The sequence below is a fragment of the Flavobacterium saccharophilum genome, assembly GCF_900142735.1.
GTDB lineage: Bacteria > Bacteroidota > Bacteroidia > Flavobacteriales > Flavobacteriaceae > Flavobacterium > Flavobacterium saccharophilum.
Genome location: NZ_FRBY01000002.1, coordinates 395,025 through 418,992, shown reverse-complemented (window position 1 = coordinate 418,992; position 23,968 = coordinate 395,025). Strand labels below are relative to the sequence as shown.

At 35.1% G+C, this 23,968-nt stretch carries 24 protein-coding genes; 11 read left to right on the top strand and 13 right to left on the bottom strand.

Annotated elements, in window-relative coordinates:
• The first annotated feature begins 123 nt into the window (after positions 1-123).
• Positions 124-672: a DUF6934 family protein gene (locus BUA98_RS07335; RefSeq protein WP_244279177.1), complete on the top strand. Its 549-nt coding sequence runs from the start codon at positions 124-126 to the stop codon at positions 670-672.
• 41 nt (positions 673-713) lie between these two features.
• Positions 714-881: a hypothetical protein gene (locus tag BUA98_RS22340; protein ID WP_159433458.1), complete on the top strand. Its 168-nt coding sequence runs from the start codon at positions 714-716 to the stop codon at positions 879-881.
• A 163-nt stretch (positions 882-1,044) separates the two neighbouring features.
• Here BUA98_RS22340 and BUA98_RS07330 read toward each other — a convergent pair whose 3' ends face one another.
• The 5 genes from BUA98_RS07330 to BUA98_RS22335 all read right to left on the bottom strand — a co-directional run bounded on the left by BUA98_RS07330 (position 1,045) and on the right by BUA98_RS22335 (position 4,369).
• Complete coding sequence (locus BUA98_RS07330) at positions 1,045-1,854, bottom strand: SDR family NAD(P)-dependent oxidoreductase (protein WP_244279176.1); 810 nt, start codon at positions 1,852-1,854, stop codon at positions 1,045-1,047.
• A gap of 258 nt (positions 1,855-2,112) precedes the next feature.
• Positions 2,113-2,700: a TetR/AcrR family transcriptional regulator gene (locus tag BUA98_RS07325; protein ID WP_072970961.1), complete on the bottom strand. Its 588-nt coding sequence runs from the start codon at positions 2,698-2,700 to the stop codon at positions 2,113-2,115.
• 453 nt (positions 2,701-3,153) lie between these two features.
• Complete coding sequence (locus BUA98_RS07320; RefSeq protein WP_072970960.1) at positions 3,154-3,759, bottom strand: DNA-3-methyladenine glycosylase; 606 nt, start codon at positions 3,757-3,759, stop codon at positions 3,154-3,156.
• 216 nt (positions 3,760-3,975) lie between these two features.
• A complete protein-coding gene (locus BUA98_RS07315; protein WP_072970959.1) occupies positions 3,976-4,203 on the bottom strand; it encodes a hypothetical protein in 228 nt (75 codons plus the stop codon).
• 25 nt (positions 4,204-4,228) lie between these two features.
• Positions 4,229-4,369, bottom strand: coding sequence for a hypothetical protein (locus tag BUA98_RS22335; RefSeq protein WP_159433457.1), 141 nt, complete (start codon positions 4,367-4,369; stop codon positions 4,229-4,231).
• Between the two features lie 348 nt (positions 4,370-4,717).
• On the opposite strand from BUA98_RS22335, the gene BUA98_RS07310 reads away from it, so the two are divergent.
• The 3 genes from BUA98_RS07310 to BUA98_RS07300 all read left to right on the top strand — a co-directional run bounded on the left by BUA98_RS07310 (position 4,718) and on the right by BUA98_RS07300 (position 7,980).
• Positions 4,718-4,957, top strand: coding sequence for a hypothetical protein (locus tag BUA98_RS07310; protein WP_072970958.1), 240 nt, complete (start codon positions 4,718-4,720; stop codon positions 4,955-4,957).
• Between the two features lie 151 nt (positions 4,958-5,108).
• Entirely contained in the window at positions 5,109-5,717 is a 609-nt protein-coding gene (locus BUA98_RS07305) for a biliverdin-producing heme oxygenase (RefSeq protein WP_072970957.1), read from the top strand.
• Positions 5,707-7,980, top strand: coding sequence for an ATP-binding protein (locus BUA98_RS07300; protein WP_072970956.1), 2,274 nt, complete (start codon positions 5,707-5,709; stop codon positions 7,978-7,980). Before BUA98_RS07305 ends, BUA98_RS07300 begins: the two co-directional genes overlap by 11 nt.
• Positions 7,981-8,054: 74 nt before the next feature.
• On the opposite strand, the gene BUA98_RS07295 is transcribed toward BUA98_RS07300, so the two are convergent.
• From BUA98_RS07295 to BUA98_RS07260, 8 genes are all read right to left on the bottom strand, one after another.
• On the bottom strand, positions 8,055-8,438 hold the full coding sequence (locus BUA98_RS07295; RefSeq protein ID WP_072970955.1) for a DUF5367 family protein: 384 nt from the start codon (positions 8,436-8,438) through the stop codon (positions 8,055-8,057).
• Between the two features lie 5 nt (positions 8,439-8,443).
• The gene (locus BUA98_RS07290) at positions 8,444-9,286 is read right to left on the bottom strand and encodes an NAD(P)H-binding protein (RefSeq protein ID WP_072970954.1); all 843 of its coding nucleotides are present in this window, start codon (positions 9,284-9,286) and stop codon (positions 8,444-8,446) included.
• Positions 9,287-9,358: 72 nt separating this feature from the next.
• On the bottom strand, positions 9,359-10,237 hold the full coding sequence (locus tag BUA98_RS07285; RefSeq protein WP_072970953.1) for a helix-turn-helix domain-containing protein: 879 nt from the start codon (positions 10,235-10,237) through the stop codon (positions 9,359-9,361).
• 296 nt (positions 10,238-10,533) lie between these two features.
• Complete coding sequence (locus BUA98_RS07280) at positions 10,534-11,550, bottom strand: FAD:protein FMN transferase (RefSeq protein WP_072970952.1); 1,017 nt, start codon at positions 11,548-11,550, stop codon at positions 10,534-10,536.
• A gap of 194 nt (positions 11,551-11,744) precedes the next feature.
• The gene (locus BUA98_RS07275) at positions 11,745-13,931 is read right to left on the bottom strand and encodes a PepSY domain-containing protein (RefSeq protein ID WP_072970951.1); all 2,187 of its coding nucleotides are present in this window, start codon (positions 13,929-13,931) and stop codon (positions 11,745-11,747) included.
• 71 nt (positions 13,932-14,002) lie between these two features.
• A complete protein-coding gene (locus BUA98_RS07270; RefSeq protein WP_072970950.1) occupies positions 14,003-14,482 on the bottom strand; it encodes a DUF2271 domain-containing protein in 480 nt (159 codons plus the stop codon).
• A 62-nt stretch (positions 14,483-14,544) separates the two neighbouring features.
• On the bottom strand, positions 14,545-16,026 hold the full coding sequence (locus tag BUA98_RS07265; protein ID WP_072970949.1) for an ankyrin repeat domain-containing protein: 1,482 nt from the start codon (positions 16,024-16,026) through the stop codon (positions 14,545-14,547).
• 194 nt (positions 16,027-16,220) lie between these two features.
• Positions 16,221-16,604 (bottom strand): response regulator, encoded by a 384-nt coding sequence (locus tag BUA98_RS07260; RefSeq protein ID WP_072970948.1) that lies wholly within the window; start codon positions 16,602-16,604, stop codon positions 16,221-16,223.
• Between the two features lie 184 nt (positions 16,605-16,788).
• Here BUA98_RS07260 and BUA98_RS07255 point away from each other — a divergent pair, with 184 nt between their 5' ends.
• From BUA98_RS07255 to BUA98_RS07230, 6 genes are all read left to right on the top strand, one after another.
• Positions 16,789-17,826: a bestrophin family protein gene (locus BUA98_RS07255; protein WP_072970947.1), complete on the top strand. Its 1,038-nt coding sequence runs from the start codon at positions 16,789-16,791 to the stop codon at positions 17,824-17,826.
• Between the two features lie 222 nt (positions 17,827-18,048).
• Entirely contained in the window at positions 18,049-19,389 is a 1,341-nt protein-coding gene (locus tag BUA98_RS07250; RefSeq protein ID WP_072970946.1) for a TolC family protein, read from the top strand.
• An 11-nt stretch (positions 19,390-19,400) separates the two neighbouring features.
• A complete protein-coding gene (locus BUA98_RS07245) occupies positions 19,401-20,465 on the top strand; it encodes an HlyD family secretion protein (RefSeq protein WP_072970945.1) in 1,065 nt (354 codons plus the stop codon).
• A 3-nt stretch (positions 20,466-20,468) separates the two neighbouring features.
• Positions 20,469-22,037: an efflux MFS transporter permease gene (locus BUA98_RS07240; RefSeq protein WP_072970944.1), complete on the top strand. Its 1,569-nt coding sequence runs from the start codon at positions 20,469-20,471 to the stop codon at positions 22,035-22,037.
• A 52-nt stretch (positions 22,038-22,089) separates the two neighbouring features.
• Positions 22,090-22,776, top strand: coding sequence for a potassium channel family protein (locus BUA98_RS07235; protein ID WP_086065200.1), 687 nt, complete (start codon positions 22,090-22,092; stop codon positions 22,774-22,776).
• Between the two features lie 44 nt (positions 22,777-22,820).
• Entirely contained in the window at positions 22,821-23,921 is a 1,101-nt protein-coding gene (locus BUA98_RS07230; protein WP_072970942.1) for an AI-2E family transporter, read from the top strand.
• The last annotated feature ends 47 nt before the right edge of the window (positions 23,922-23,968 follow it).

Here is a 23,968-nt window from a genome sequence, read left to right as displayed (position 1 = left end):
GAGTCTTCAGTCGCAGTCTCAGTTTTCAGTGTGAACTGCGACTGGGACTAAAAACTGGGACCTAAACTTGAAACTTGAAAAAACAAGAATATTTTTACTAAATATAAGAAAATATTTATAGTATTGCAAAAAAAAGATTTGAAGGAAATTGATATTTATGAAACGAGCTTGTCAGTAGAAAATGCTATTGTTCAATATCTTTTTGAGAGCGCAGGGCAAAGGAAGGTTATTAAGGCTGTTCAGTATTTGGGTTTTGAGACTAAGAGCGGTCAAAAGTTATATAATTTAGGTTTTGGTGATTATGACTTTGAAAGTAAAAGTATATCTGATAATGAAAACACTAATAATGGAGACATGAGAACCGTGTTTAATACGGTGTTAAATACAGTTCCTAAATTTTTTAAGGACAATCCGGGATTTCCTATTTATATTCAGGGTAGTGACAGCTCCCATTTATTTGAAGAAGAATGTAGAAGTTCCTGTTCTAAGAAGTGTACTGACATTTGTAAAAATAAAGACAGAAGAATAAGAACGTATACCTATTTTGTTAACAAACACTTTGAAGAGCTTTCAAAAGAATATATATTTTTTGGATTTGATGAGGCCAAAAAAACTTTTGTTCGATATGTGCCTAAAAATAAATACATTGCTGTATTGGTTTATAAAAAGTAAATAGATAATTTTGTAATAATAATCAATTAAATATAAGGATTATGAAAAAAGAGAAGATTGTGAAAACAACAAAAATCATTTCGATGTCTACTGCGACTAAGGAAAAGATTTCTAAAGTTGCCGAAGAGATAAATGGCCGAAATTTATTCACAGAAAAAATTGAACTTGCTAAAAAGACCCTTGAAAATTTAAAAGCCTTACCTATTTAAATTTGTCATCATAATAATATAACAGAAGCGATCTAATAGGTCGCTTTTTTATGAACCTGAAACTTGAAACCTGAAACAAAACAAACAAGAACCAAAAAAACGAGACCATTTCCTAAAAAAGAAACAATCTCGTTCAATCAACTTAAAAAAATCAGAATATAGATTAACCGTGTGCTGCTACTGAAACGTCATTCCATTCTTCCCAGGTGGCTAGTTTTTGTTCGTAGGCATGTTTGGCGAATGGTAAAGCTACTTTTCCTAGGAATAGGCGTAGAGGAGGGTTTTCGGCTTCGACTAATTTGATGATGGCCGGAACTGTAGCGCTTGTTTGTCCGAAAGTGTCAGGATCATGTCCTTCTGCAATGGCTTTTTTAAGACCGTCGTAAGCGTCGATGGGTTTGCTGTTGAATGTGTTACCCCAGATGTCTGTGAAATAACCGTTTGGTTCCACCAAAGTAACGTTGATTCCGAATTGTTTTACTTCCTGAGATAAGGTTTCAGTAAGACCTTCAACCGCAAATTTAGAGGCATTGTAAAGGCCTAAATTAGGTAAAGTGGTGATTCCCAAAATAGAAGAAACCTGAATGATATGACCGCTTTGTTGTTTTCTCATTATGGGTAAAACAGCTTGTGTTAACCATAATGTTCCAAAGAAATTGGTTTCGAATTGTGCTCTTGCTTCTTGTTCTGAAGCTTCTTCTACCGCACCGTTTAAAGCATAACCGGCATTGTTGATCAGGATATCAATAGCCCCGAAATGTTGCTGTACTTTTTCTACTACTGCTAAAGATTCTGCGCGATTGTTTACGTCTAGTTTAAGAGGTAAAATGGCTTCTCCGTATTGCGCTTTTAAGTCGGCTAAGGTATCAATATTTCTTGCTGTTGCAGCTACCTTGTATCCTTTTGCTAAAAATGCTTCTGCCCAGGCTCTTCCGAATCCTTTTGATGCTCCTGAAATTAAGATTGTTTTCATGATAATTGTTAATTGTTAATTGTGAATTGTAAATGGTGAATTGTAAATGGTGAATTGTAAATGGTGAATTGTAAATGGTGAATTGTAAATGGTGAATTGTTTAATCGTTTATTTGTTTAACTGTGTATTGTTTAATCGTGTAACTGTTTATGCTTCCTTGGTAGCTATTGATCTTTGCCCCTTTGTAACTTTGCTCCTTTGAACCTTTGAACCTTTTTTAAAAAGTGACCGATAGGTCATTTTTTGAATAAAAAAAAATTAGAGAGTGTTTTCCTCTATGTTTTTTTTGAGGGTTTTGACGATGATTTGCATCTTATCGTTATTGCCTGACATTCTTGAAATTAGATGACCGCCTTCCATCATGGCGAAAATTACGGTTGCGAAATCTCCGGCGTTCCAGTCTGGTTTAAATTCACCGTTGGCGATGCCTTTTTTGATGCTGTTTTCTAATAACTGCTGATTGTATTTTATTCCCTGATTGATTTTTTCTTTTACAACAGGGTTGGTGTCATCGGCTTCTGTTCCGAAATTCAATAACGGACAACCTCCGGTTAGGGGTGGGTTTACCGCATTGCTGAAAAAATCAATATACGTGAATAGTTCTTCTTTGGCTGTTTTGCTTTGGCTGATTTTTGCCATCAGTTTATCGCCTAATACTTTCATATTGTGATCTACAGCAGCGCAGGCCAGAACTTCTTTGTTTTCAAAATGAACGTACATGCTGCCTTTAGACAATTTGGTTGCTTCCATAATATCGCTCATAGAGGTTGCTGCGATCCCTTTTGTGTTAAAGATGGGTGCTGCTTTATCGATGATGAATTGTCTGGTTTCTTCTCCTTTTGCCATGATAGCTTTTATTTTACTCTGCAAATATATGACCGATTGGTCAGTTATGCAAATTTTTTATGATTTATTTGTGATAGGGTACGCGGATGATACGGATTTATGCGGATTTGGGTGAAATGCTTAAAAAAAAGATAGCCACGAATTCACGAATGATTGCGCATAATTTTATTCTCTCGCAGATTAGACAGATTTTGCAGATTAATTATGGCTTAGTATTTGTTTAATTTTGCAAAATAATTCGTGAATTCGTGGCTATTTTTCACCGCATAGATAATCCATTTAATCGGTCTGTGGCAAAACTTATCAAAAAAATAATCTGTGTAAACCTGTTAAATCCGTTCAATCTGCGGGCAATTTCTGCTATAAGTAAAATCAATAGTAACTTATTAAGTATTTGTTATTCTTGTTATTAGTGGTTTATTGTTAAATTTTTTCTTTAATATAGTTTTTCGTTTAGACCTTATTGGGTTTGCTGACATATTTGTTGCCTTTTATGAAAAATCTCCAAGGTAAAAAGGCGTCTTCCTGCGCGTATGTAACACCAACTCTTGGTGAAGCGATGATGTCATTTTCTGCATATCGGATGCCGTGATCTTCTACCCAGATTTCTTCTCCACCTAAATCTTTTTGATTAAAAGTCTTGTCAATTCCTAAAGCTTTAGCCGCAGAACCGGGACCTGATGAAATAGCACTTTTAGTGATCGGCATATTACGTCGTAATTCCATTGTTTCTGTGCCAATTAGCGGCTCAATAGCCCGTATGAGCACCGCATGTGGTTCATTTTTAACGGAAGTTACGATATTGAATAAGTGATGAATGCCATAACATAAATATACATAGGAGACGCCGCCTTCGCTGTACATGATTTCGGTTCGGTTAGTGCGTCGGCCGCCATAGGCATGAGAGGCCTTGTCAATTTCGCCAAAGTAAGCTTCAGTTTCTACGATAATACCTGCTGTTATTTGGCCTTCGATTTGAGTGAATAGCACTTTTCCGAGCAAATCTTTGGCCAGAAAAAGGACATCCTGATGCAGATAATAGGATAATGGTAATTTCAAAATAACTTAATTTAATTCTTTAGTAAATGATTAATAATTGTATGATAATTAGATTTTTATAATATAAATATAAACTTGTTTTTAACTGAGCTTGTTTCTGAAATAGCTTTATTTTGGAATCGCCTTTAAAGGATTAAAAATAAAGAAGCTCAATTATTGAATTGAGCTTCTTCATGAAATAAATTTCAAATTAAGTTATTGCGACTAAGATTATATTCACGAATCAGATTTGTCTTTTTTATCGAAATCTTCATCTGAAAAATTTTTAAGATCGTCATCTAAAGCGTCATCAAGAACATCATCAGGATCTTTGTCGAGTTCGGTTTCTAACTCCTGTTTTAATCTTTTGTTTCTCTTTTTTTTACTGACAGAATGGATTAACTGTTCTTCGGGGTGAAAATTGCGATCGTCCAGACCGAAATCTTCGTTGATTTCTCTTGGCATAATCTAAAGGTTTTATGGGTATTAATTATTTATTCATCAAAACTGATTTCCTCGTCTCAATGCTGGACTTCTCATTACTTCTGGCTGAAGTTGACATCATTTTAGTTTTTTTAGCAGATGTTCTGGAACTGTTTTCAACATTGTTTTTCTGATTTGAAATATTCATCTCCTTGCTTTTAAAAATTAATAGTTACAAATCTAAAACGGAACAAAAATATAAGTTTACACTTTTTTTGTTTTTAATTGCATTATTGTTAGGTAGTTATATTCTGTTTGTGTCTAACAAAGCTAGTGATTTTGTAGATGTATATCTACAAAAAGGGTTGCATTTTACTTCTATTCTAAATTTGAGGTTTCAATTTATAATATGAAACAGACTTAACTTACAATTTGTTTTTTTTAATTCTATTCCGACATAACTTTATACTGTTCTTAATTTCGTGAGAATTTGATTTCTGTTTTTATCAGGGTGTTTTTGGAGTCTTAAATTCAACAATTTAAAAAATTAGATCGTATGGCTGTTCCTAAAGAGTTATATAATGCCAAATTCGTTGATTATATTGAATCACTTAAGATTTTATATTTAGTTGACGACAAGTTTAAAATGATTTGTGATGACTATTGTAAGACCAGGCTGAAAGCCGATAAGTTTAAGAAAAAATTCGAAAAGCATTTTCAGCATAAACTGGAATGTGATAATTTGTCAAAAGAATTAGAAGATGAAATATTGATTTATCTTATACGGAAGGGATAGAAGTCGTGAAATTTAGAATGTAAGGACAGAAAATAGAAAATAGAATCTACAATCTACAATTCTCTGTCTTACTTCCTTTCTTATAAAAGGCGCGAAAACTTGTATCAAAATAGTATCTTTGTATTTTCCAGGAAAAATTATACAAATAAAAATGAATCCAGATTTGAATTCTTCACTCGCATTAGATTTTTTGAATACATTAAAAACGGAAACAGCAGTTTCGCATAAAAAGCTTGAGAGCTTACCCATTTCTTCCTGTATTGTATCACCAGACATGAAAATGAATGATTATGCACACTATTTACGGTTGATGTATGATGTTCATTATGACGTAGAGGAAAAAATTTTTCCATTACTTGCTGACCTTAAAATAGATGTAAAAGAGAGAACAAAAAAACATTTAATTGAGCAGGATCTCAATTTTCTTCGCTTTAAAACAAATTCTCCAACTCCCGTTTTCCATACAGAGAATATTTCGATTCCGTTTGCGCTTGGCATCTTATATGTTGTCGAAGGTTCGACTCTTGGTGGCCGATTTATTTTAAAAAATCTAGAGACGATTGACGGACTTGATCAGGGAAATGGAGTTGCTTATTTTACAGGATATGGCAATAAAACCGGAAGTCAATGGAAATTGTTTCTGAACTTCTTAACCGATTACGAAGAACAATTCAATTGTAAAGCTGCCATTATTGAAGGTGCGACTTATGCTTTTGACTGCATCTATAACCATTTTCTTCTTATAAAAAATGAAAATTAAAGATATTGTTAATCGCGACATTGTCACGTTAACGAACTGCGAACATGAACCAATACATATTCCGGGTAGTATTCAGCCTCATGGTTTTTTGCTAGGACTTACTCTAAATTGGACAATTGATTTTTGTTCTGCCAATATTGCTAATTATATTGATGCAGTGTATCAAGATGTAATTGGAAAAGATTTCAGCGCCATTTTTGGACTTAAAGCGCAGGAAGAAATTACCACTTATATAAATGACGATGAAACCCAGTTGATTTTTCCTTTAGAAATTGATCTTTTGCAAAAATCTTTTAAGCTGAGCATTCATAAAAGTCATGATATTTATATTTTAGAAGCCGAACCGTATTTTGAAAGCCGGGAACAGATTGCTGAATTGTATTCTCAGACGATACATTTTATTACCAGCATGAACACCACAAAAACGCTGCAGGAATTATGTGCGCTTGTGGCGAAAAGAACGCGCGAAGTTACAGGTTACGATCGTGTTATGATTTATCGTTTTGACAAAGATTATAATGGAGAGGTTTATGCCGAAGATTGCCGTGATGATTTAGAACGTTTTTTAGGCCTTCATTATCCACACACTGATATTCCGGCTCAGGCAAGAGAATTGTACCTCAAAAACCAGCTTCGTTTGATTGTTGACCTCGGTTACGAACCCGTTCCGATTTTTACTGTTGATGATGTGGCAAATAAAAATCTGGATTTAAGTCTTTCGATTTTAAGAAGCACTTCGCCCATTCATGTGGAATATCTGCAAAATATGGGAGTGGGAGCAACGCTTACCATTTCCCTTATTCACCATGGACGTTTATGGGGACTAATCGCCTGCCATCACTATTCTGCTAAAAATATTTCGCCAGAAACCTGCCTTGCAGCAAAACTTCAAGGAGAATTTATCAGCTCCCAGATTGATTTGCGCCAATCGACAGACGAATATCTGATCGCGCAAAAAACAGCACTTGCACTCGAACATTTGACAGGCTTAGATTTGCCTTTAAATCCGGAATCATTCGCTACTATTATCAGTGATCCTGAATTATTAAATCTCTGTAATGCAGCAGGGGTTTCAATTTGTGTCGGCGGTACCATATACAAACATGGTATAACGCCTTCAGATCATCAGATTAATAGCATCAGCGTTCAAATTAAAGCAATTGCCAAAGAAGATACCTTTAACACGAATAGATTGATCGACTATGTTCCGGAACTGGAAACGACGGCTGATGCAGCTGGAATAATTTACCATTCTCTCGGTGGCGGTAACAGCATTATTTGGTACAGGCCCGAAACATTATCCGAAATCAACTGGGCAGGAGATCCGGAAAAAGCCATTATAAAAGACAGCAAAGGCCTGCATCCAAGAAATTCTTTCAATATTTGGAAACAGATTGTTAAAAATCAAAGCAGTGTTTGGTTGCAGCCCGAAATATATACTGCGGCAAGTTATGCTCATGTTCTTCACAAAGAGATTATTTTATTGATGCTGAGTGAGGAAGAAGAAAAATACCGTAAGCAAAGCAATGTATTGAAAGAAACCAACGCTGAACTGGAAAATATCAACTGGATCAGTACGCACGATTTGCAGGAGCCTTTGCGAAAAATTCAGCTTATTATTTCTAAAATGCTTTCTGAAATTGATAAGGTATCGCCACAGGCTATTTTTGAATCGTTACAGCGCGTGTCAAACTCAGCAAACAGAATGCAGATATTATTACAGGATATTTTAAAATACACCCGTATAAGATACACCAAAGAGGCACTGCAAAAAGTGGATCTTAATGCAATTATGGTGGAAACTCTTGACGAAATGAAAGAAGTTATTACTGAAACTGGTACGGTAATCGAGTATGAAACTTTGCCTGAAATTCATGGTATTGATTTTTTAACGAAACAGTTATTTTCGAATATACTTCAAAATTCAATAAAATATGCTGATAAGGAACGTGGGTCGGTTATTACAGTTACAGCCTCGAAAGAGCCGGAACCTTACCAGCTTTCGGATACCATTTTTTGTCATTGGATTTCTTTTGCTGACAACGGAATTGGTTTTGAACAAGAATATGCAGCATCGATTTTTAAAATATTTACAAGATTGCATAATCAGGAACAATATACAGGTGCGGGAATAGGTTTGGCATTATGTAAAAAAATCATGCAGGCTTTTGGAGGTACAATTCGTGCCATCGGAAAACCTGGGGAAGGCACCGTAATAACCATTTATTTTCCGTGCGATCATCTTAATACTGTATTGACATAAAAAACGTAAAAAGCTCCTGATATAGGAGCTTTTTTATTGATTGGGAATTTACTCTATGAGATCTGACGTATTTTTTAATGCCCTTTGATGTTCTTGTTCCAATAAAAATAAACCGTACAAACAGTGGTAAAAACTAAAATCCATAAAACGGGACTGCTGAAGAAACTTTGATAACTTCTGCCATTTGGAATTTCAACAAAAGGAACTGTGATCAAAACATCCAATAATAAAGCTGTTCCGGACATTAGAATTCCAAGCTTAATTCCATTCGTTTGGTATTCTTTTTTATAATAAAATTGAGCCGCCAGAAAAGCATATAATGAAATGCAAATCATGACAATTAAAGCTTGTATGAGAAAGGAATCTTTAATTATTGGAATATTTCCCAAAACATAGAAAGATAAGCTCACGCAACTCCAAACAAATAAACCTGATACTATTCCTCTCAGATAAATCATTCAATTTAATTTTGAGATACAGTCTGATTCCAAACCCCGGTTTTAGCGGTTTCTAAAGCATAAGCAGAGAAATCTTTGGCTTTTCTGCCCAAAACCTTTTCGATATCCGTGGTAATGGATGAATTTCGGCCATCTAAAACCTGTTCAAATAAATAATTTACCAGCCAAATATGATCTTCCGGAACCTGATATTCTCTCAACATCTGGATATATTCTTCTAAAGTTAGAGATTGAAAAGTTATTTCTCGATTGGTAGCTTTTGCAATTTCGGCAATAACTTCCTTGAAAGTTAACAATCCTGGGCCGGTAAGTTCGTAGGTTTGCCCGTTGTGTTTGTCTTCCAAAAGAGAAGCTGTTATTACATCTGCAATATCATCAGCATCTGTAAAAGGTTCTAATGCTTCTGCTCTTGGTAATGCAACGTAACCTGCTAGTATTGGCTCCAGAAAGAAGCTTTCGCTAAAGTTTTGGTTGAACCAGCTTGCTCGTACGATTGTCCATTTTTTGGCATTGGTTTTTACTATTTCTTCACAAACTTGCGCTTCTTTTTCACCTCTACCGGAAAGTAAAACCATTTTTTCAACGCCCATTTGCGTAGCTAGGCCACTAAAAAGCTGGATAGCGGTTGTTGCGGATGGAATGGCTAAATCAGGCTGATAACTAATATAAATGACATCTATATCCTGAAGTGCTGCTTGCCAGGTTTCGGGTTTTTCCCAATCAAACGGAATGGCGGCAGATCGTGAACCTGCGCGAACTTCAACATCAGTATTATTTTCTAATCTTTCCAATACTCTGCGTCCTGTTTTCCCGTTGGCTCCCAAGACTAAAATTTTTGTAGTTTTCATATCAATTCGTTTTAAGTGATTAACTGATACAAAATTGGGTTGATTAGAACGAAATCATTTGTCGGAAAAGAATTAAGATTTGTTTGAAAAGAATTGTTGTTTGACTTCATTCGGTCGTGTGCCAAATTTAGTATAAAAAGCATTCGAGAACGAACTTAAACTTTCATAACCCACTTCCCAAGCCGATTCCTGTACGGTTTTTTCGCTGTCGCGGAGTAATTCATACGCTTTATGCAGCCTTTCTTCCTGAATGTATTTAAAAACCGGAATCCCGAATAACTCTTTAAAATTCTTTTTCAGTTTATTGCTGTTGAGTCCCACCATTTTGGATAATTCAGTAATCGATGGAGGTTTCGAATAATGTGTGGTTACAATTTCCTTGGCATGAAATAATTTGTTTTTGTCGTATTCTGATAAATCTGCTTTTTTGTCTGTGGTCAACAAAGCAAAAAAATGAGCCAAAAGTTCGTTGACCTGACTTTTTAAAAATAACAGTCGGGTAGTGCCGGTGTAAGACGTATTGAAGATTTTCTGAACAGCCTGTTGCATATCCAGCGTCATATAAAATGCTGGTCCTTTTACAAAATGTTCTTTTGGGTTCATTAAATCCGAAAGATGGTTTTCGAAGATTTCCTTTTCAGCCTTAGGCAACGAGTTAATGTATTTCAGTTTGGCAAAGATACTGATGGATTGAAGAGGTTTGTCCGGCTCAATTTTATGGGCAAATTCCACTTTCTGATTTCCGAAGAAGCAAATCGCTAAACCGGTAGTATTCGTCAGATATTTGGTTTGATTGTTATGTCTGATTTCCAGTTCGACATTGCCAGAACCATAGAAAGCAAAACCAATGGAATCGCCATCAATTTCGCATTTTTCCACTACGGTTTTTGTCGCGTAAGACTGCTCAATTAAAACAATAAAATCATTTACTTCTAAAATATCTGTTGTCATATTAGATCAGGATGTTTTGATAAAAGTATGAAAAGTTGCTGTTTAAGGAATTAAAAATTTAGAATTAAAAATTAAAAATCTGCCGAATGTGCTAAATCTGCGTGAGAAAAAAATTAAACACATAGAAACATAGTTTTTGTGTCTCAAAAGAAGGTAATGGAAAGAAACTAGTTTCTCACACATAGCTATGTGTTTTTAGGTAAATGAAATGCCTTTTTAAGCGGTTTCAAAAGCTATGTTTCTATGTGTTTAAACTTAAGCGCATTTCTTTCACACAAAGCATAATTAAAAAGAACCTAGTTTTTTAAATGAAACTTCGTCTTATTAAAATTCTTCGATTTAATAATTTTCCCTTTATCTGTAATCATAATCCAGCGGTATTCAGGATATTGATTAATAAGTTTGATTCCGGCTTCTTTTCCTAAAACCATTATAGAAGTGCTGAATCCGTTGGCCGTTTCGGCATTTGGACCAAAAACAGAAACGCTGCAAAGTCCGGTCGAAGGGTAACCGGTCGCAGGATTGATAATATGAGAATATCGTTTCCCATCTAAAACCACAAATTTCTCGTAACTCCCGGAAGTTGTGACAGCGCCATCGTGCAGCGGAACAACGGCAAAAAGTTTATCAGTATCAAAAGGATTTGTCATTCCGATGTTCCAGTCTTTGCCATTCGGTTGTTTTCCCCAAACGGTCATATCTCCGGTAGCGTTTACAATTCCGGCTTTTATGCCTTTTGAAAGCATTATATCTTTGCATTTATTGGTGGCATATCCTTCGCCCAAAGCACCAAATCCAATTTTCATTCCTTTTAATTTCAGGAAAATGGTCGATTGGGTGCTGTTTAAAATGATGTTTTTGTAACCGACTTTCTCTACTGATTTTTTTATGGCTTCCGCCGAAGGCATTTCGGTCATCGAACCATCAAATTTCCAGATGCGATCCATGGCCGCAAAACTGATATCGAAAGCTCCGTTTGTAATTTCAGAAAAATGCAGCGCTCTTTGTGTGAGTTCAAAAACTTCTTTATCGACTTTTACAGGACGAATTCCCGCATTCTGATTGACTTCTGAAACCTGTGAAGTAGATTTCCAGTCTGAAATCAGGTTTTCAATTCTGGTGATTTCGGCAATAATTTCATCAATGGATTTTTCTGCTGTCAGAGAATCGTTTGCTACAATCGAAATATCAAATCGGCCTCCCATAAGCATTGTTGTTCTTTTTCGCAACGTTTGGGCTTCAGCATTGAAACCGCAAACCAGTACAAAAAGGAATAACAAGGAATTGAAAAATGAATTGTATTTAGACTGCATAGTAGTAGTTATGTTTAATTTTTAACACATAGAAAACATAGGTTTTATGTGTGAAAGAAGAATATGGAAAGAAACTAGTTTCTCACACATAGGTCTTTGTGTTTTCAGACAAATGAAATGCCTTTTTTAAGCGGTCCAAAAAGCTATGTTTCTATGTGTTTAAATTTTTAGACACGTTTATTATGGGTTTAAATTTAATAACAATCCGTCAATAATTGACCCTTGTTTTTATAATCGCTTAGTTGTTTATTTTTCTTCACTAATAAAGCATCAAGCGTCGATTCGACATCTTTTTGCATCGCCAAGGAACCACAAATCATGATTACGCCATTATTTTCTAATAAATCTAGAAAAAAGTCAGCATCACGCTGGATCAAATCCATTACATAATAATGATTTTCTTCACGAGATAAGGCCAAATGGAAGCTTTGCAAATGTTGTTTCTGCATCATTTGGGATGCAAATTCTTTATAACCTGAAACCGTTTCCGTTTCCATTCTAAAGCCCGCGTATAAATGTGTTTCGGTTTTTTTCTTGTTTTGTTCGATCATTCCAAGGAAAGGCGCAATTCCGGTTCCGTTGGAGATAAATGCCACTTTTGAAGCTTTCTTTGGTAAATGAAAAGCATGATTATTGATGATTCTTGCTTTGATGACCTTACCGGGTTTTAACTCATTCAAAAAGCCGGAACCCAATCCGTTTGGATGTAGTTTGACAACCAACTGAATGTTGCCGGAATGATTTCCGATAGAGTAGAGGCGCTCTCTGGTGTCATTGGCAGGATAGATAGCCAGTAAATCACCAGAAGTAAATTTGGCTCTCATATTAGCTCTAAGCGTAAGGATAAAAGTATGTTCTGTCTCAGAAATAGCGGTTTTATCTAAAACCATTAATTTCTGCAAACCTTTCGGAGCGTGATTGTATAAAGAAGGCGTTGTAGACAATAGAATTCCGGTTTTGGCACTCCATAATTTAATCCACTCCACAAACTCCACAGCCGATTTATCATTGACAGTCTGTAGATCCAGAAAACGTTCCGCCCAGTTTTGTTCTTCTAAAAGTTCATCAATTTCACGCGCAAAACCACAAAAATCAGGATAAGCCGTTGAACCAAATCCAACCACAGAAAAATTGATTTTTTGTTCTTGCTTGTGTTTTTGTAAAAGGGAAATAAATTTTCTTCCGTTGGATGGCGCGTCGCCCAATCCGTGTGTGGAAGAGAACACGATGATATGTTCTGCTTTTGGGAAAATCGTGTAGCTATTCAATTCGGTTAAAAAAGCTTTTTCACCAGCGGCATTCAATTGTTTCTGAATCGCATTGGCAAATCTAAGTGAACTTCCGTTTTCGGAGCCTGCCAATAAAATGTATTTGCTTTCGCTGGCTTTGAACTTATTCTTGATTCGGCTTGATCTTCTTTTCAAGGTCATGGCAAAACCAGAATAGATAAAAAAGAGAATGTTGGCAGATGCAAGAGCCAGAACTAAAGCCCAGATCGCGTTAATTCTTCCGGTATGAAGGTCTAAACTCAAAGCAGCAAATTGAGCCGTTAATGGCGATCTTTTTTCGCTAATTACTTCGCCCGTAATTTGATTTACTTCAATTTCGCGGTCTTTTAATTCAATGATATAATATTCTTCAGGATCATCCGTAAAAGGAAATTCGATTTTCTTTACATCCGATAAAAATATAGTCTTGAAAACATTGACTTTCGTAGCTTTTTTGGCAGCAGCAATGCTTTCTGTTTTTTGTCTTTGCTCTTTTTTATCCATGAAAAAGTTAAACCTTTCCAGTGATAAATACGTTCCTGTAAGTGCAATAATCAGAATCGGAATTAAAGCCAATCGCCCTAAAATTACATGGTAATATTGAGCAAAATATTCTTTGATCACTTTCGAAAAGAAATTGCGGATTCCTTTTTGTCTTTTCAAAACCAAAACAAATCCGGAAATCGCGATCAGGAATAATAAAAAAGAAATAACACCCACAAAAAAACGACCGGCTTCATGTAGAAACAGAGAACGATGAAAACTCGTAATCCATTGAATAAATTCACTTTTCTTTACCGGAGTTCCTATTTTTTTTCCTGTTTTGACATCAACATAAGCGTTGATGTCATTCCCATCCTGATCGATGGCCTGCAGTGTTACAAACTGATTGTAATCAACAGTTAATTCGGTCATTTCAGAATAATTCTTTTTTAGTACAGGAAGCGTCTCTCCTAAAGTTATTGTATCAAAATTTTCGACTTTGTACGGAAGTGTTTTTTCCTGTACAGCATCAACTGCCAGGATAATACCCGTTACCGATGCCAAGATCAAAAATAAAGAAGAAACCAAAGCCAAAGTCAGGTGAGAGGAACGCCAAAAGGAAAGAGTCATGAAGTATTATGCTAAAAAGTAAGTAAGCTTTGTCAAAGTTCAAAACTTTGACAAAGCTTAGATTTCTATTGTTAAATTTTGTTTAATCTTACGTATTTAATATAACCTTTACCTTCTGTTTTATCAGCAAGACCTGCAGTTGTAAGCACAACTTCAGCATCCGTTACATAGTATTTTTGATCTTCAACAGCCGATTCAAAACGTAATTTATATCCTTTATTCAATTTAGAATCTTCAATTTCAAAAGTAGTGATACTACGGTCACCACCCGTTACCGATGCCCCGCTGATAGCGCTGATATCGTCATGTTTCTTAGTCTGAAATTTATTCCATTCTTTTAAGGATGTGTACCATTTTTTGTCATCACCCATTACATAAAGCGTTTTTTCGTATTCTCCTTTTGGGTTAATAAGTGAAACTACGATATAAGCACCTTCTCCCATATAATTGTTCATTTGAAGCATACATTTGTATTTGCTTTGTGCAACAGACTGGAAAGAGACAAGGCAAATTAACGCAGCTGTAAAAGCTACTTTAAGAATTGATTTCATGTATTGTATTTTTTATAAAATTTAGAATTTGGAATTTGAAATTTGGAATTTCAAAAGATTGTTTATTTTAAAAATTCGACTGATATGTTTTGTTTGGTTAATGACTCGTTTTCTTTGGCAAGAGCGTAGGCGCTTTCGTCAAATTCGGTTTTAATGTCTTTTTTGGCTCCAATAGAAATCAGGTATTTCAGGATTTCATCGTTTTTAGAAATCATGGCAGCTTTATGTAAAGCCGTCATACTGTCTTTGTTTTTGGCATTGACATCAATATTTAAAGGGGCTAATTTTTTTAACAAGGTGAAATCACTTTTTACAACTGCTAAATGATACAAAGTGTTACCATCTTTTTGAGGAGCAGCAAGATTTAATCCTTTGTCTTGTAGCAATTTTATTTTTGCTTCAAAAGGATCTTGCCCTTTTGATTCAGGACGGTATGATTGAATTAGGTATACGCCCAGATTATTACCATCTTTATCGGTAACATTTACATCAGCACCTTTGTTTAAAAGAAGAGCAACATTGTCAGGTGTTCCTGATTTTACAGCTAATGTCAAAGCTGATTCTCCTTTTATATTTTTTAAATTGATGTTTTTCGCGGTTGGAAGCAACAATTCCAATGCACCATTTTCTCTGGCTCCAGCTGCAAGCATAAAAGGGGTGTTTCCGTCTTTATTTACTTTATTAGCATCTGCGCCTTTTGCAAGAAAGTAACTGATGATTTCTTTTTGATTGGGTTTGCCAGCCAGTAAATGCAATATATTTTCTCCTGATTTGTTTACGGCTGCAGGGTTTAGTTTTAATTCTTCTGTCAAATATTTATAAGCTTCTAATGAAGTAGTTTCTCTTCGGCTTCCCTGAGCAGCAAAAAATAACGCATTGTCATTATATGTAACTCCTTTTGCTGCTATTTTCTTTAATAAATCAATGTTTCCAACTCTTGCAGCATAATTAAAAGCGGTATTTCCGTCGTTATCTACATCTTTAAGAGACATTCCTTTTGTAGTAAAATATTCGGCTGCAGCTAGATTTTTATCGAACGGAATAACAAGAAGTAATAAGTTTGCTCCATCTTTATATTTTTTCTTCGGATTTAATCCTGCTTTAAAAAAAGCTTCATATAAAGCAGGGTTAGTTTGTCCGTTCATGGCTGCAAAATCCGCCGGCGTCGCACCGTGGCTGTCTTCATTGTTTATATCTGAACCTTTGGTGATAAGATATTCTACTAATTCGGTATTTCCTCTGTAAGCGGCCCAATGCAGGTAAATACGATTATCGTGAGTTGATTTAGTAACAGGGTTACCTGACTGGTCTAATAAAAATTTAACTGTTTCATTAGGTGCGTCATTATTAATGGCAAGCACAACAACATCAAATGCATTTGGATTGGATTGAGACGGATTGTTTCCTTTTGCTATTTCGGCTTTTACAGTTTCTACATTTGGAGTAGTTTTCCAAAAGCTTGCTTCTAATAACGTATTCTTTTGCTGTGCATTAGAAAATAGAGCAGCAACTAATGCAATTGAAATGAAAAGTTTCTTTTTCATATTTAGAATTTTACAATTTTATAAAGAGTTTGGTCATACTTTTATTTCTTCTAAAAGTACTTTTAAAGTAATCTATTTAGAATAAATAAAAATAAGGCAAATGTAAAAATAAATATTAGTAAGACAATTTTATTTGGAAAAGAAAATCAATCTTAATTCAGTCTTAAGATTAGGGTATGTGAAAAAGGTTTAATTTACGAATAAAGTATTTCGTGAAGTATTTGAATTAATTCTTTGTAACTATTTGGTTTGCAAATAAAATTACTGGCACCAATTTTTTGATAAGTATCTTTTATGATTAGATCTGACTGGCCGGATAAAACGATAATAGGTATATTTTGTAAATGGTCATCTTCTTTTATTTTTTGCAAAAAATCTTTTCCCGTTAAACGCGGCATTTGCAAATCAAGAAAAATAATATCCGGTAATTGTGTTGCTTTTTTGAGGTCTTCCAGAGCCACAGAAGCATCTGTAGCCGCTGTAATAGTGATATTTTCCTTAAATGAATTAACGGCTTCTGAAAATATATCAATATCTTCAGGATCATCATCTATTATCAAAATACGTTGATAGTTCATATTCTAAAAATACCAAGAAAAGAGTCAGTTAAAGTTACATAATTTCATATATGATTTTATATAATGTCAAGGTTTTAAGTTTCGGATAAATAATTTTAACGGTTAAATACCACTTTTTATACTTAAAATGATATTTGTATTACGCTAATTTTTATCTTTATAAGGCTTATAAAATCAGATAATTATGTTTGTAAATAATAGTTTCAGCTTTAGTGCATTAGTGAAATTTAGCGGAGGTTATTTATTATGGATTATTGTATGGTCGTTTCTGGTTTTATTTTCATACGAATTCCTTCATCTAAAATGGATTGCAATTCCGTGGGTTAGTATCGGGATCATTGGTACTGCGGTATCTTTTTACATTGGTTTTAAAAACAACCAATCGTATGAGCGAATCTGGGAAGCCAGAAAAATATGGGGAACGATCCTTAATATTAGCCGTATGTGGGGTGTTACTACGAGAGGTTATATTAAAAATCACCTTTCGTCTGAAAAATTTACCGAGGAAGAAATTGCTGCCATAACCAAAAAACTCATTTACAGAAATATTGCTTATGTGTATGCTTTTCGTGCCCAATTATCAATACCCACATCCTGGGAACATATTACACTTGGGACTCATATTGCCAAAAGGAGCCGAAGATCAATAGAAAAAGTGGCTGGTGATACTCTTGAAGATGATTTTACGAAAGAGATGATGGAAAAATATCTTAATTCTGAGGAATATGCTGATCTGAAGCGATTCAGGAACATGGCTACGCATATTATTGATTTGCAATCGCAAGATTTAATGCAGCTTAGAAAAGATGACATTATAAACGATTTTTACCATGTGCAATTGCAAACCCTTTTAAATAATTTATATGATGAACAGGGTAAGGCAGAGCGAATTAAAAATTTTCCGTTACCCCGTTTATATGCTTATGCAAGTAATTTATTTGTCTGGATCTTTATTTTTTTATTACCATTTGGGTTAATTGCCCAGTTTGATCAAATGGGTCATTATAATGTCTGGTTGTTTATTCCGGTCGTAAGTATTGTTTCCTGGATTTTCCTTCTAATGGAACTTGTTGGTGATTATTCTGAAAATCCCTTTGGAGGTCTACCAAACGATATTCCGATGCTTTCTATTTGCCGCACCATCGAAATTGATTTGAAACACATGCTGAAAGAAGAAGATATTCCAAAATCTATTAAAGCGCAAAACGGAATTTTATTGTAAATCTAAATTTTAAAGTTTCTTTATTTTAACAATTAATCGGATAATTCAAAGATAATTTTAACATAATATTTTAATTTTAAAAATAAATCGATACTTTTGATAGAGAGTTAGTTACCTTATAATTGAATTTATTGCCCCGCCCAAATCCCTTATTGAAGTTGTTTAAAATGAACTATTTGCTGTTACCGGTCTCATATCAAAAAATTAAACGAATTAAATCGAATGAATTATTGGCATTTAAAAAATTCAGCTTTAAAATATGTACTTTTTGTTTTGGTCTTTTGTTCCCACAACTTAAGTTTTGCCCAGCAAGATAGTCTCCCTACGGCAAAAAAAATCAAGCTGGAGGAAGCCATCTTACTTGGTATTCAGAACAACAAACAACTTAAAATTGCCAACGCCAATCTGGCTATTGCCAATGAAAATGTAGATCAGGCTAAAATTGCTAAAATGCCCCGTATCGGGTTAAGCGCCGGATATACCTATATAGGAGATCCTAAATTATACGAAGGGTTCTATGAAAACAACATTACAGTAGATTATTTGAATCATATGGGATTTGCCAATGTCGTATCTGCCGTTCCTATTTACAGTGGAGGTTCCATTAATAACCGAATCGAACAGCAAAAATTGCTGAGCCAAATGCAGGAATCCGTTGTTAAAATGACGGAAGCCGACGTTAAAAATGCGATTACAGAACAATATTTTACCCTTGAAAAATTATACCGCCAAATTGAGGTAACCAAACAAAATATTATCAATACCGACCTTCGTATCAGTCAGTTAAAATCACGTGTTAATAACGGGCAGAATTTAAAAAGTGATCTTTTAAGAACCGAATTACAACAATCTAACTTTAAGGTTTCAGTTTTTAGAAGTACCAATACAATCGAATTGATCAGTAATTATCTGGATATTTTAATTGGTTTTCCAACGAATACCATTTTAAAGCCTGAAGTTACAGAAAGCATGATTCCCACAGAAAATTTAGATCTTCAGCAAAGTTTAAAAGAAGCCTTTCAAAACCGGGAAGAATTAAAAAGAGCTGAAATAGGTATTCAGCTTTCTGAATCCTCTTTGAGTTTAACTAAAAGTGGCTTCCTGCCCAATATCAACGCTAATCTTATTCTGAATACAGAATATCCGGCACAATGGCCAACTTATGTCAATATACTTAATTATTGGGCTGCCGGCCTTTCTTTAAGTTGGGATGTGTCGAGTTTTTATACTTTAAAGCACAGAATATCAGGCGATAAATTGGAGATTGATAAGAGTAATATTGCTTTGGCTGTTACGAAAGATCAAATTGGTACTGAGGTAAAAAATGCTTATGTACGTTATGTCGAAAGTAAAGAGAATATCAAAACCTTTAAAAAAGATGTGGAGCTCTCCATGAGCAATTATAAGATTGTAAAAAGCAGATATGATAACGATTTTGCCTTAATCAGCGAAATCGTAGATGCTGAATTACAATTAAATAACTCCCGAATTGAATTGGTTAACGCCAATTTAGATTTAATTATTCAATATTATTCCCTGCAATATGCCATGGGTAAACTTTAAGATAAGACATCATGAGCGAAGAAAATGTACCAAATGAAGCAATTCAGAAAAAGGATAAAAGGCGAAATAAGGTTTTAACGGTTTTATCTTTTGTTTTTTTAATTGCCGGAGCTTTATGGATTTTAAGCTTGTTTTTTGATTTCAGTAATTATGAAACCACTAATAACGCTCAGGTTGAGGCTTATATCAACAGTGTTGCAGCAAGAGCAACCGGTCATATTCAGGAAATCAGGTTTGAAGCCAATCAGTATGTTCATAAAGGTGATACTTTGGTGATTTTGGATGATTCAGAATATAGTATAAAAGTAAAGCAGGCCGAAGCTGATTTGGCTATAGCCGAAGGAAACCTGCATTCCTTAGTGCAGACCATTACGACCTCAGCATCCAATCAGGCTTCGGGACAGGAAAAGTTGGCTGGAGATTTGGCAAGTCTTGAAAAAGCACAAAAAGATTATCAGCGCTTCAAAAATATGTATGCCGATTCGGCTGTGACGCGTAACCAGTATGATCAGGTTATTTCGAAACTGAAATCGGAGGAAGCCTATGTAAAAGCGAGTCGGAAAGGACTGGAAGCCAGCGGTTCTGTAACCAAACAGAGCAATATCAATCTGGAAGCAGCGCGAGCAACAGTCGCCAGAAAAAAAGCAGATCTTGATGCAGCAAAGTTGCAATTATCATATACCAGCATAATAGCCCCATCTGATGGTTATGTTGGAGAGCGCAATCTTTCGATTGGAGAATTAATCAACGCCAATCAAACAATAGCCACGATCGTACTGAACCAAAAGCTATGGATATCGGCCAATTTTAAAGAAACTCAAATCGAAAAAATAAAACAAGGGCAACAGGTTACCATTACCATTGATGCATTGGACGGAAAAGAATTTAAAGGAAAAGTACTAGGTTTTTCGCCGGCCACAGGAGCGAAATTCTCAATGGTTGAACCTGATAATTCAACAGGGAATTTTGTGAAAATCACACAGCGAATTCCAGTTAAAATTGAATTTGAAGCTGCGGCCAAAGATTTAGCCGAAGTAAAACCCGGTATGAATGTAACTGTCGAAGTAAAAAAGTAAAACATGATCGCAGGAAAAAAAGGAAGCGTTTTTACACTTATAGGATTATACATCCTTACGATTCCTTTTTTTAATGGACTAAATGTTACGACTTATGACAATTCGCAAATTCTGGGGCATTTTGGGGCTTCAACTACAGTTTTTACGTATTCTGTCTATATTCCCATTTTTAGTATGTTGGCTTTTATGCCTTTGGGATTGAAATTGGGTAAACAGATTCGCGTTCGCACCATGATTTTATCGGTAAGTTTTTTATCGCTGCTTTTCAATACGGCCTCTTTATTTGCACCTACAATCGGTTGGTTTACCTTGTGTCGTGCTCTTATGGCTATTGTTTCCGTTATTGGAATATTTGCTTCGATGGTGCCGATTTTATTAAAATACAATCCTGTTTTTAATATGGCGTTGTTGTATGGTATTCTTCAGTTTATTCAAAAAGGAAGTCAGCATTTGTATCAATATATTGGGGCTCATTTTACCAGTTTGCACAACTGGACTTTTAGCGTTTATTTTCTTAATGTCAATTTTTTAGTCTGTATTCTGTTAGCTTGGTATTTTTATAAAGCCGATGTGGCGCCTATGAAAGCAGTATTTCAGTTTGACTGGCGAGGGTGGATCATCATGATTCTCTTTTTAATGGTCATTCTCTTTTTATGTGCCGAAGGACAAACTCGAAATTGGTTTGATGATCCGAAAGTAGGATTAGCAGCGGCTCTTTTGTTTCTAATATTCGGAGTTTATCTTTTGCATACCCGTTTTACGGAAAATCCTATAATTGATCCGGATGTTTATCGGTATAAAAATGTAGTGATTGGTGCTTTTTTGATGTTTTATATTGGAATTATGAACGGAACAGGCAGTGTTGTAACGGGATATATGACTAATATTTTGGGTTTTGATTCGGTTTTGGGAGCTCAGACACATCTTGCTTTACTGCTTGGGTTGTGTATTTCGATTCCGTTGTCAACCTATCTTCTATACAAACGAATTTATTTGGCAACTATCTGGATTATTGGTTTCGCTTGTTATGGATTGTATCATGTTATGCTGTATTTAAGATTTTATCCAGGAATAGATTCGTCCGATTTCTTTCTGCCACTGATTTTTAAAGGACTCGGAATGGGGTTTCTTTTTCCGGTATCCTTGCTTTATATCTCAGAAGGAGTTCCTCCAAAATTAAGCACTTCGCGTATGATGAGCGGAATTATTGCTCAGGCCGTTTTTGCATCACTTTTAGGAGGCGCTATTTTAGGAACTTTTATTTCAAATATGAATATACAGCACAAAACGGGACTTAGTCAACAATTGACAGCGACAAATAAACAGGCAGAAAATCAATTAGCCAGTTCCAAAAGAAACTTTGTATTCATGGGATTATCAGATGCTGAGGCACAGAAAAAAGCGGAGAAAAGCCTTTCTAATCAAACGGCTCAGACGGCTATGTTACTGGCGTATAAAGATATTTATCTGGTTATGTCGGCGATTTGTTTTTTGCCCATTTTTATCATTCTACTCTTTAAACTTTGGCGCAGGCCGATTGGAAAAGTAGAAGCAGAGCCCATACCAATTTAAAGTATTGCATAAAATCCAGTTTAGCCACTTATTTAATTTACAATCAAGAATTATGGAACTAAAAAATGATCGTTTTTTATATCGTTTATGGACTCGGGAAAAAGGACTTAGCGTCATGTTTTTACTGCTTTGTATCATGCAATTTATTGTGGTTCCCTTATTTGGAAGCTATTCTCGTTTCATGGTATTTATCAATATTTTTTGGATGTTATTTATTATGGCAGGAATTATTTCATTGGCAAAAGATAAAAAGCAAGCTCTTCTTATTTCAATTATTCCATTCCTGTTTTTAATGGTACAATGGATCGATTTTTTTCAGACCAACCTTATTGTTGTATTTGCCGACCTCTTTTTGTCGGTTGCTTTAATGTTGCTTCTAATTGGATTGGTTTTAATCAAAGTATTAGAACCTGGGCCAGTAACACAATATCGTATTATTGGTTCGATAGTCGTTTACATGCTGTTGGTAAATCTATGGTGTACGGTGTATTTATTTGTTTTTAAACACATCGAAGGTTCTTTTCAGATGGCTGTTTCTCCATTTGATAGCAGCAGTGAACAGGCTAATTTTATGTATTTCAGTTATATCACCATGACCTCGACGGGTTATGGCGAAATTGTCCCCATTCATCCTTTTGCGCGCTCCCTCGTTCAGATTGAGGTGCTGACAGGCGTTTTGTATCCGGTAATCTTAATAGGAAGATTGGTTTCAGATGCCAACTTTTCTTTAAAAAAATAATAAACAAACATGTAAAACCAATTATTATCTAAAAACAAAATAAAATGGAAAATTCGAATGTGAATAAACGAAAAGAACTCTTTGACACTATTTTGCAGCTATTTTTTATCTTCCTGGTTGTTGGATTTTGTCTCACATTGCTAATGCCTTTTTTTATGCCAATCCTCTGGGCCGCAATATTAGCTGTAGCATTTTATCCTTTATTTAATTTTCTGCAAAGAATATTAAAGGGACGAAAAACGTTGGCTGCGGTAATCATAACAATCACTATTATAGCCGTAATGTTAGTACCAGTAGTGTATGCATTAAAAGCAGCAACATCCAATTTTTTAGAATTGAAAACCGAGTTTGAGGCCGGAACTCTTAAGGTTAGTCCGCCAAAACCGTCGATTAAAGAATGGCCTATAGTTGGCAAACCTCTTTACGAGTTTTTGCATTCAGCGTCAACAGATTTAGAACAGAGTGTTGTTAAGTATCAGGATCAGATTAAGGAATTCTCGACAAAAATTATGGGTAGTATAGTGAGCTCCGGAATGGCATTTTTACAGTTTATCCTTTCGGTCATTATTGCCGGGGTTTTATTGGTCTCGCCAGGGGCTAAAACTATGGTTTATAAATTTCTAAAAAAGATTGCCGGAAACGAAGCAGATGAAATTATGACCATTTCAAGTTCTACTATTTTTCAGGTGGTGAAAGGAATTTTGGGGGTTGCTGTTATTCAAACCATTATTCAGGCATTTGGATTGTTTTTAGCTGATATTCCGTATGCTGGAATATTGACCTTGATTTGTCTGGTATTTTCTATTTTACAGATTGGGCCGATTATTATTAATATCGGAGTTATAATATATCTTTTCTCAACAGGAGATTCTGGTTACGCAATTGGATGGACTATCTTTTTCATCATAAGCGGACTTTCAGATAATGTTCTGAAACCACTTTTATTGGGTAAAGGGGCTTTGGTACCGATGTTGGTTATTTTTTTAGGCGTTATTGGCGGTTTTATAATGTCGGGATTTATTGGGTTGTTTGTTGGTCCGATCGTATTTTCAATCGGTTATAAACTGTTTATTGCGTGGCTGGATGATCATCCTTATGCTGAACCAAAAACCGTAATTATTGAGCCGGAAGCTACGATTGAATAAAGCTGATTTCTTATTTATAAAACAAAAATCCCATTTCATAACGAAAT

What these genes read in the sequence shown, in the direction of transcription:
- BUA98_RS07235 (WP_086065200.1), top strand. Translation starts at nt 22,090, where the DNA reads ATGGAACTAAAAAATGATCGTTTTTTATATCGTTTATGGACTCGGGAA.
- BUA98_RS07230 (WP_072970942.1), top strand. Translation starts at nt 22,821, where the DNA reads ATGGAAAATTCGAATGTGAATAAACGAAAAGAACTCTTTGACACTATT.
- BUA98_RS07290 (WP_072970954.1), bottom strand. Translation starts at nt 9,286, where the DNA reads ATGAAAACTACAAAAATTTTAGTCTTGGGAGCCAACGGGAAAACAGGA.
- BUA98_RS07330 (WP_244279176.1), bottom strand. Translation starts at nt 1,854, where the DNA reads ATGAAAACAATCTTAATTTCAGGAGCATCAAAAGGATTCGGAAGAGCC.
- BUA98_RS07300 (WP_072970956.1), top strand. Translation starts at nt 5,707, where the DNA reads ATGAAAATTAAAGATATTGTTAATCGCGACATTGTCACGTTAACGAAC.
- BUA98_RS22335 (WP_159433457.1), bottom strand. Translation starts at nt 4,369, where the DNA reads ATGAATATTTCAAATCAGAAAAACAATGTTGAAAACAGTTCCAGAACA.
- BUA98_RS07270 (WP_072970950.1), bottom strand. Translation starts at nt 14,482, where the DNA reads ATGAAATCAATTCTTAAAGTAGCTTTTACAGCTGCGTTAATTTGCCTT.
- BUA98_RS07260 (WP_072970948.1), bottom strand. Translation starts at nt 16,604, where the DNA reads ATGAACTATCAACGTATTTTGATAATAGATGATGATCCTGAAGATATT.
- BUA98_RS07305 (WP_072970957.1), top strand. Translation starts at nt 5,109, where the DNA reads ATGAATCCAGATTTGAATTCTTCACTCGCATTAGATTTTTTGAATACA.
- BUA98_RS07240 (WP_072970944.1), top strand. Translation starts at nt 20,469, where the DNA reads ATGATCGCAGGAAAAAAAGGAAGCGTTTTTACACTTATAGGATTATAC.
- BUA98_RS22340 (WP_159433458.1), top strand. Translation starts at nt 714, where the DNA reads ATGAAAAAAGAGAAGATTGTGAAAACAACAAAAATCATTTCGATGTCT.
- BUA98_RS07255 (WP_072970947.1), top strand. Translation starts at nt 16,789, where the DNA reads ATGTTTGTAAATAATAGTTTCAGCTTTAGTGCATTAGTGAAATTTAGC.
- BUA98_RS07265 (WP_072970949.1), bottom strand. Translation starts at nt 16,026, where the DNA reads ATGAAAAAGAAACTTTTCATTTCAATTGCATTAGTTGCTGCTCTATTT.
- BUA98_RS07245 (WP_072970945.1), top strand. Translation starts at nt 19,401, where the DNA reads ATGAGCGAAGAAAATGTACCAAATGAAGCAATTCAGAAAAAGGATAAA.
- BUA98_RS07310 (WP_072970958.1), top strand. Translation starts at nt 4,718, where the DNA reads ATGGCTGTTCCTAAAGAGTTATATAATGCCAAATTCGTTGATTATATT.
- BUA98_RS07285 (WP_072970953.1), bottom strand. Translation starts at nt 10,237, where the DNA reads ATGACAACAGATATTTTAGAAGTAAATGATTTTATTGTTTTAATTGAG.
- BUA98_RS07275 (WP_072970951.1), bottom strand. Translation starts at nt 13,931, where the DNA reads ATGACTCTTTCCTTTTGGCGTTCCTCTCACCTGACTTTGGCTTTGGTT.
- BUA98_RS07325 (WP_072970961.1), bottom strand. Translation starts at nt 2,700, where the DNA reads ATGGCAAAAGGAGAAGAAACCAGACAATTCATCATCGATAAAGCAGCA.
- BUA98_RS07295 (WP_072970955.1), bottom strand. Translation starts at nt 8,438, where the DNA reads ATGATTTATCTGAGAGGAATAGTATCAGGTTTATTTGTTTGGAGTTGC.
- BUA98_RS07315 (WP_072970959.1), bottom strand. Translation starts at nt 4,203, where the DNA reads ATGCCAAGAGAAATCAACGAAGATTTCGGTCTGGACGATCGCAATTTT.
- BUA98_RS07250 (WP_072970946.1), top strand. Translation starts at nt 18,049, where the DNA reads ATGAATTATTGGCATTTAAAAAATTCAGCTTTAAAATATGTACTTTTT.
- BUA98_RS07280 (WP_072970952.1), bottom strand. Translation starts at nt 11,550, where the DNA reads ATGCAGTCTAAATACAATTCATTTTTCAATTCCTTGTTATTCCTTTTT.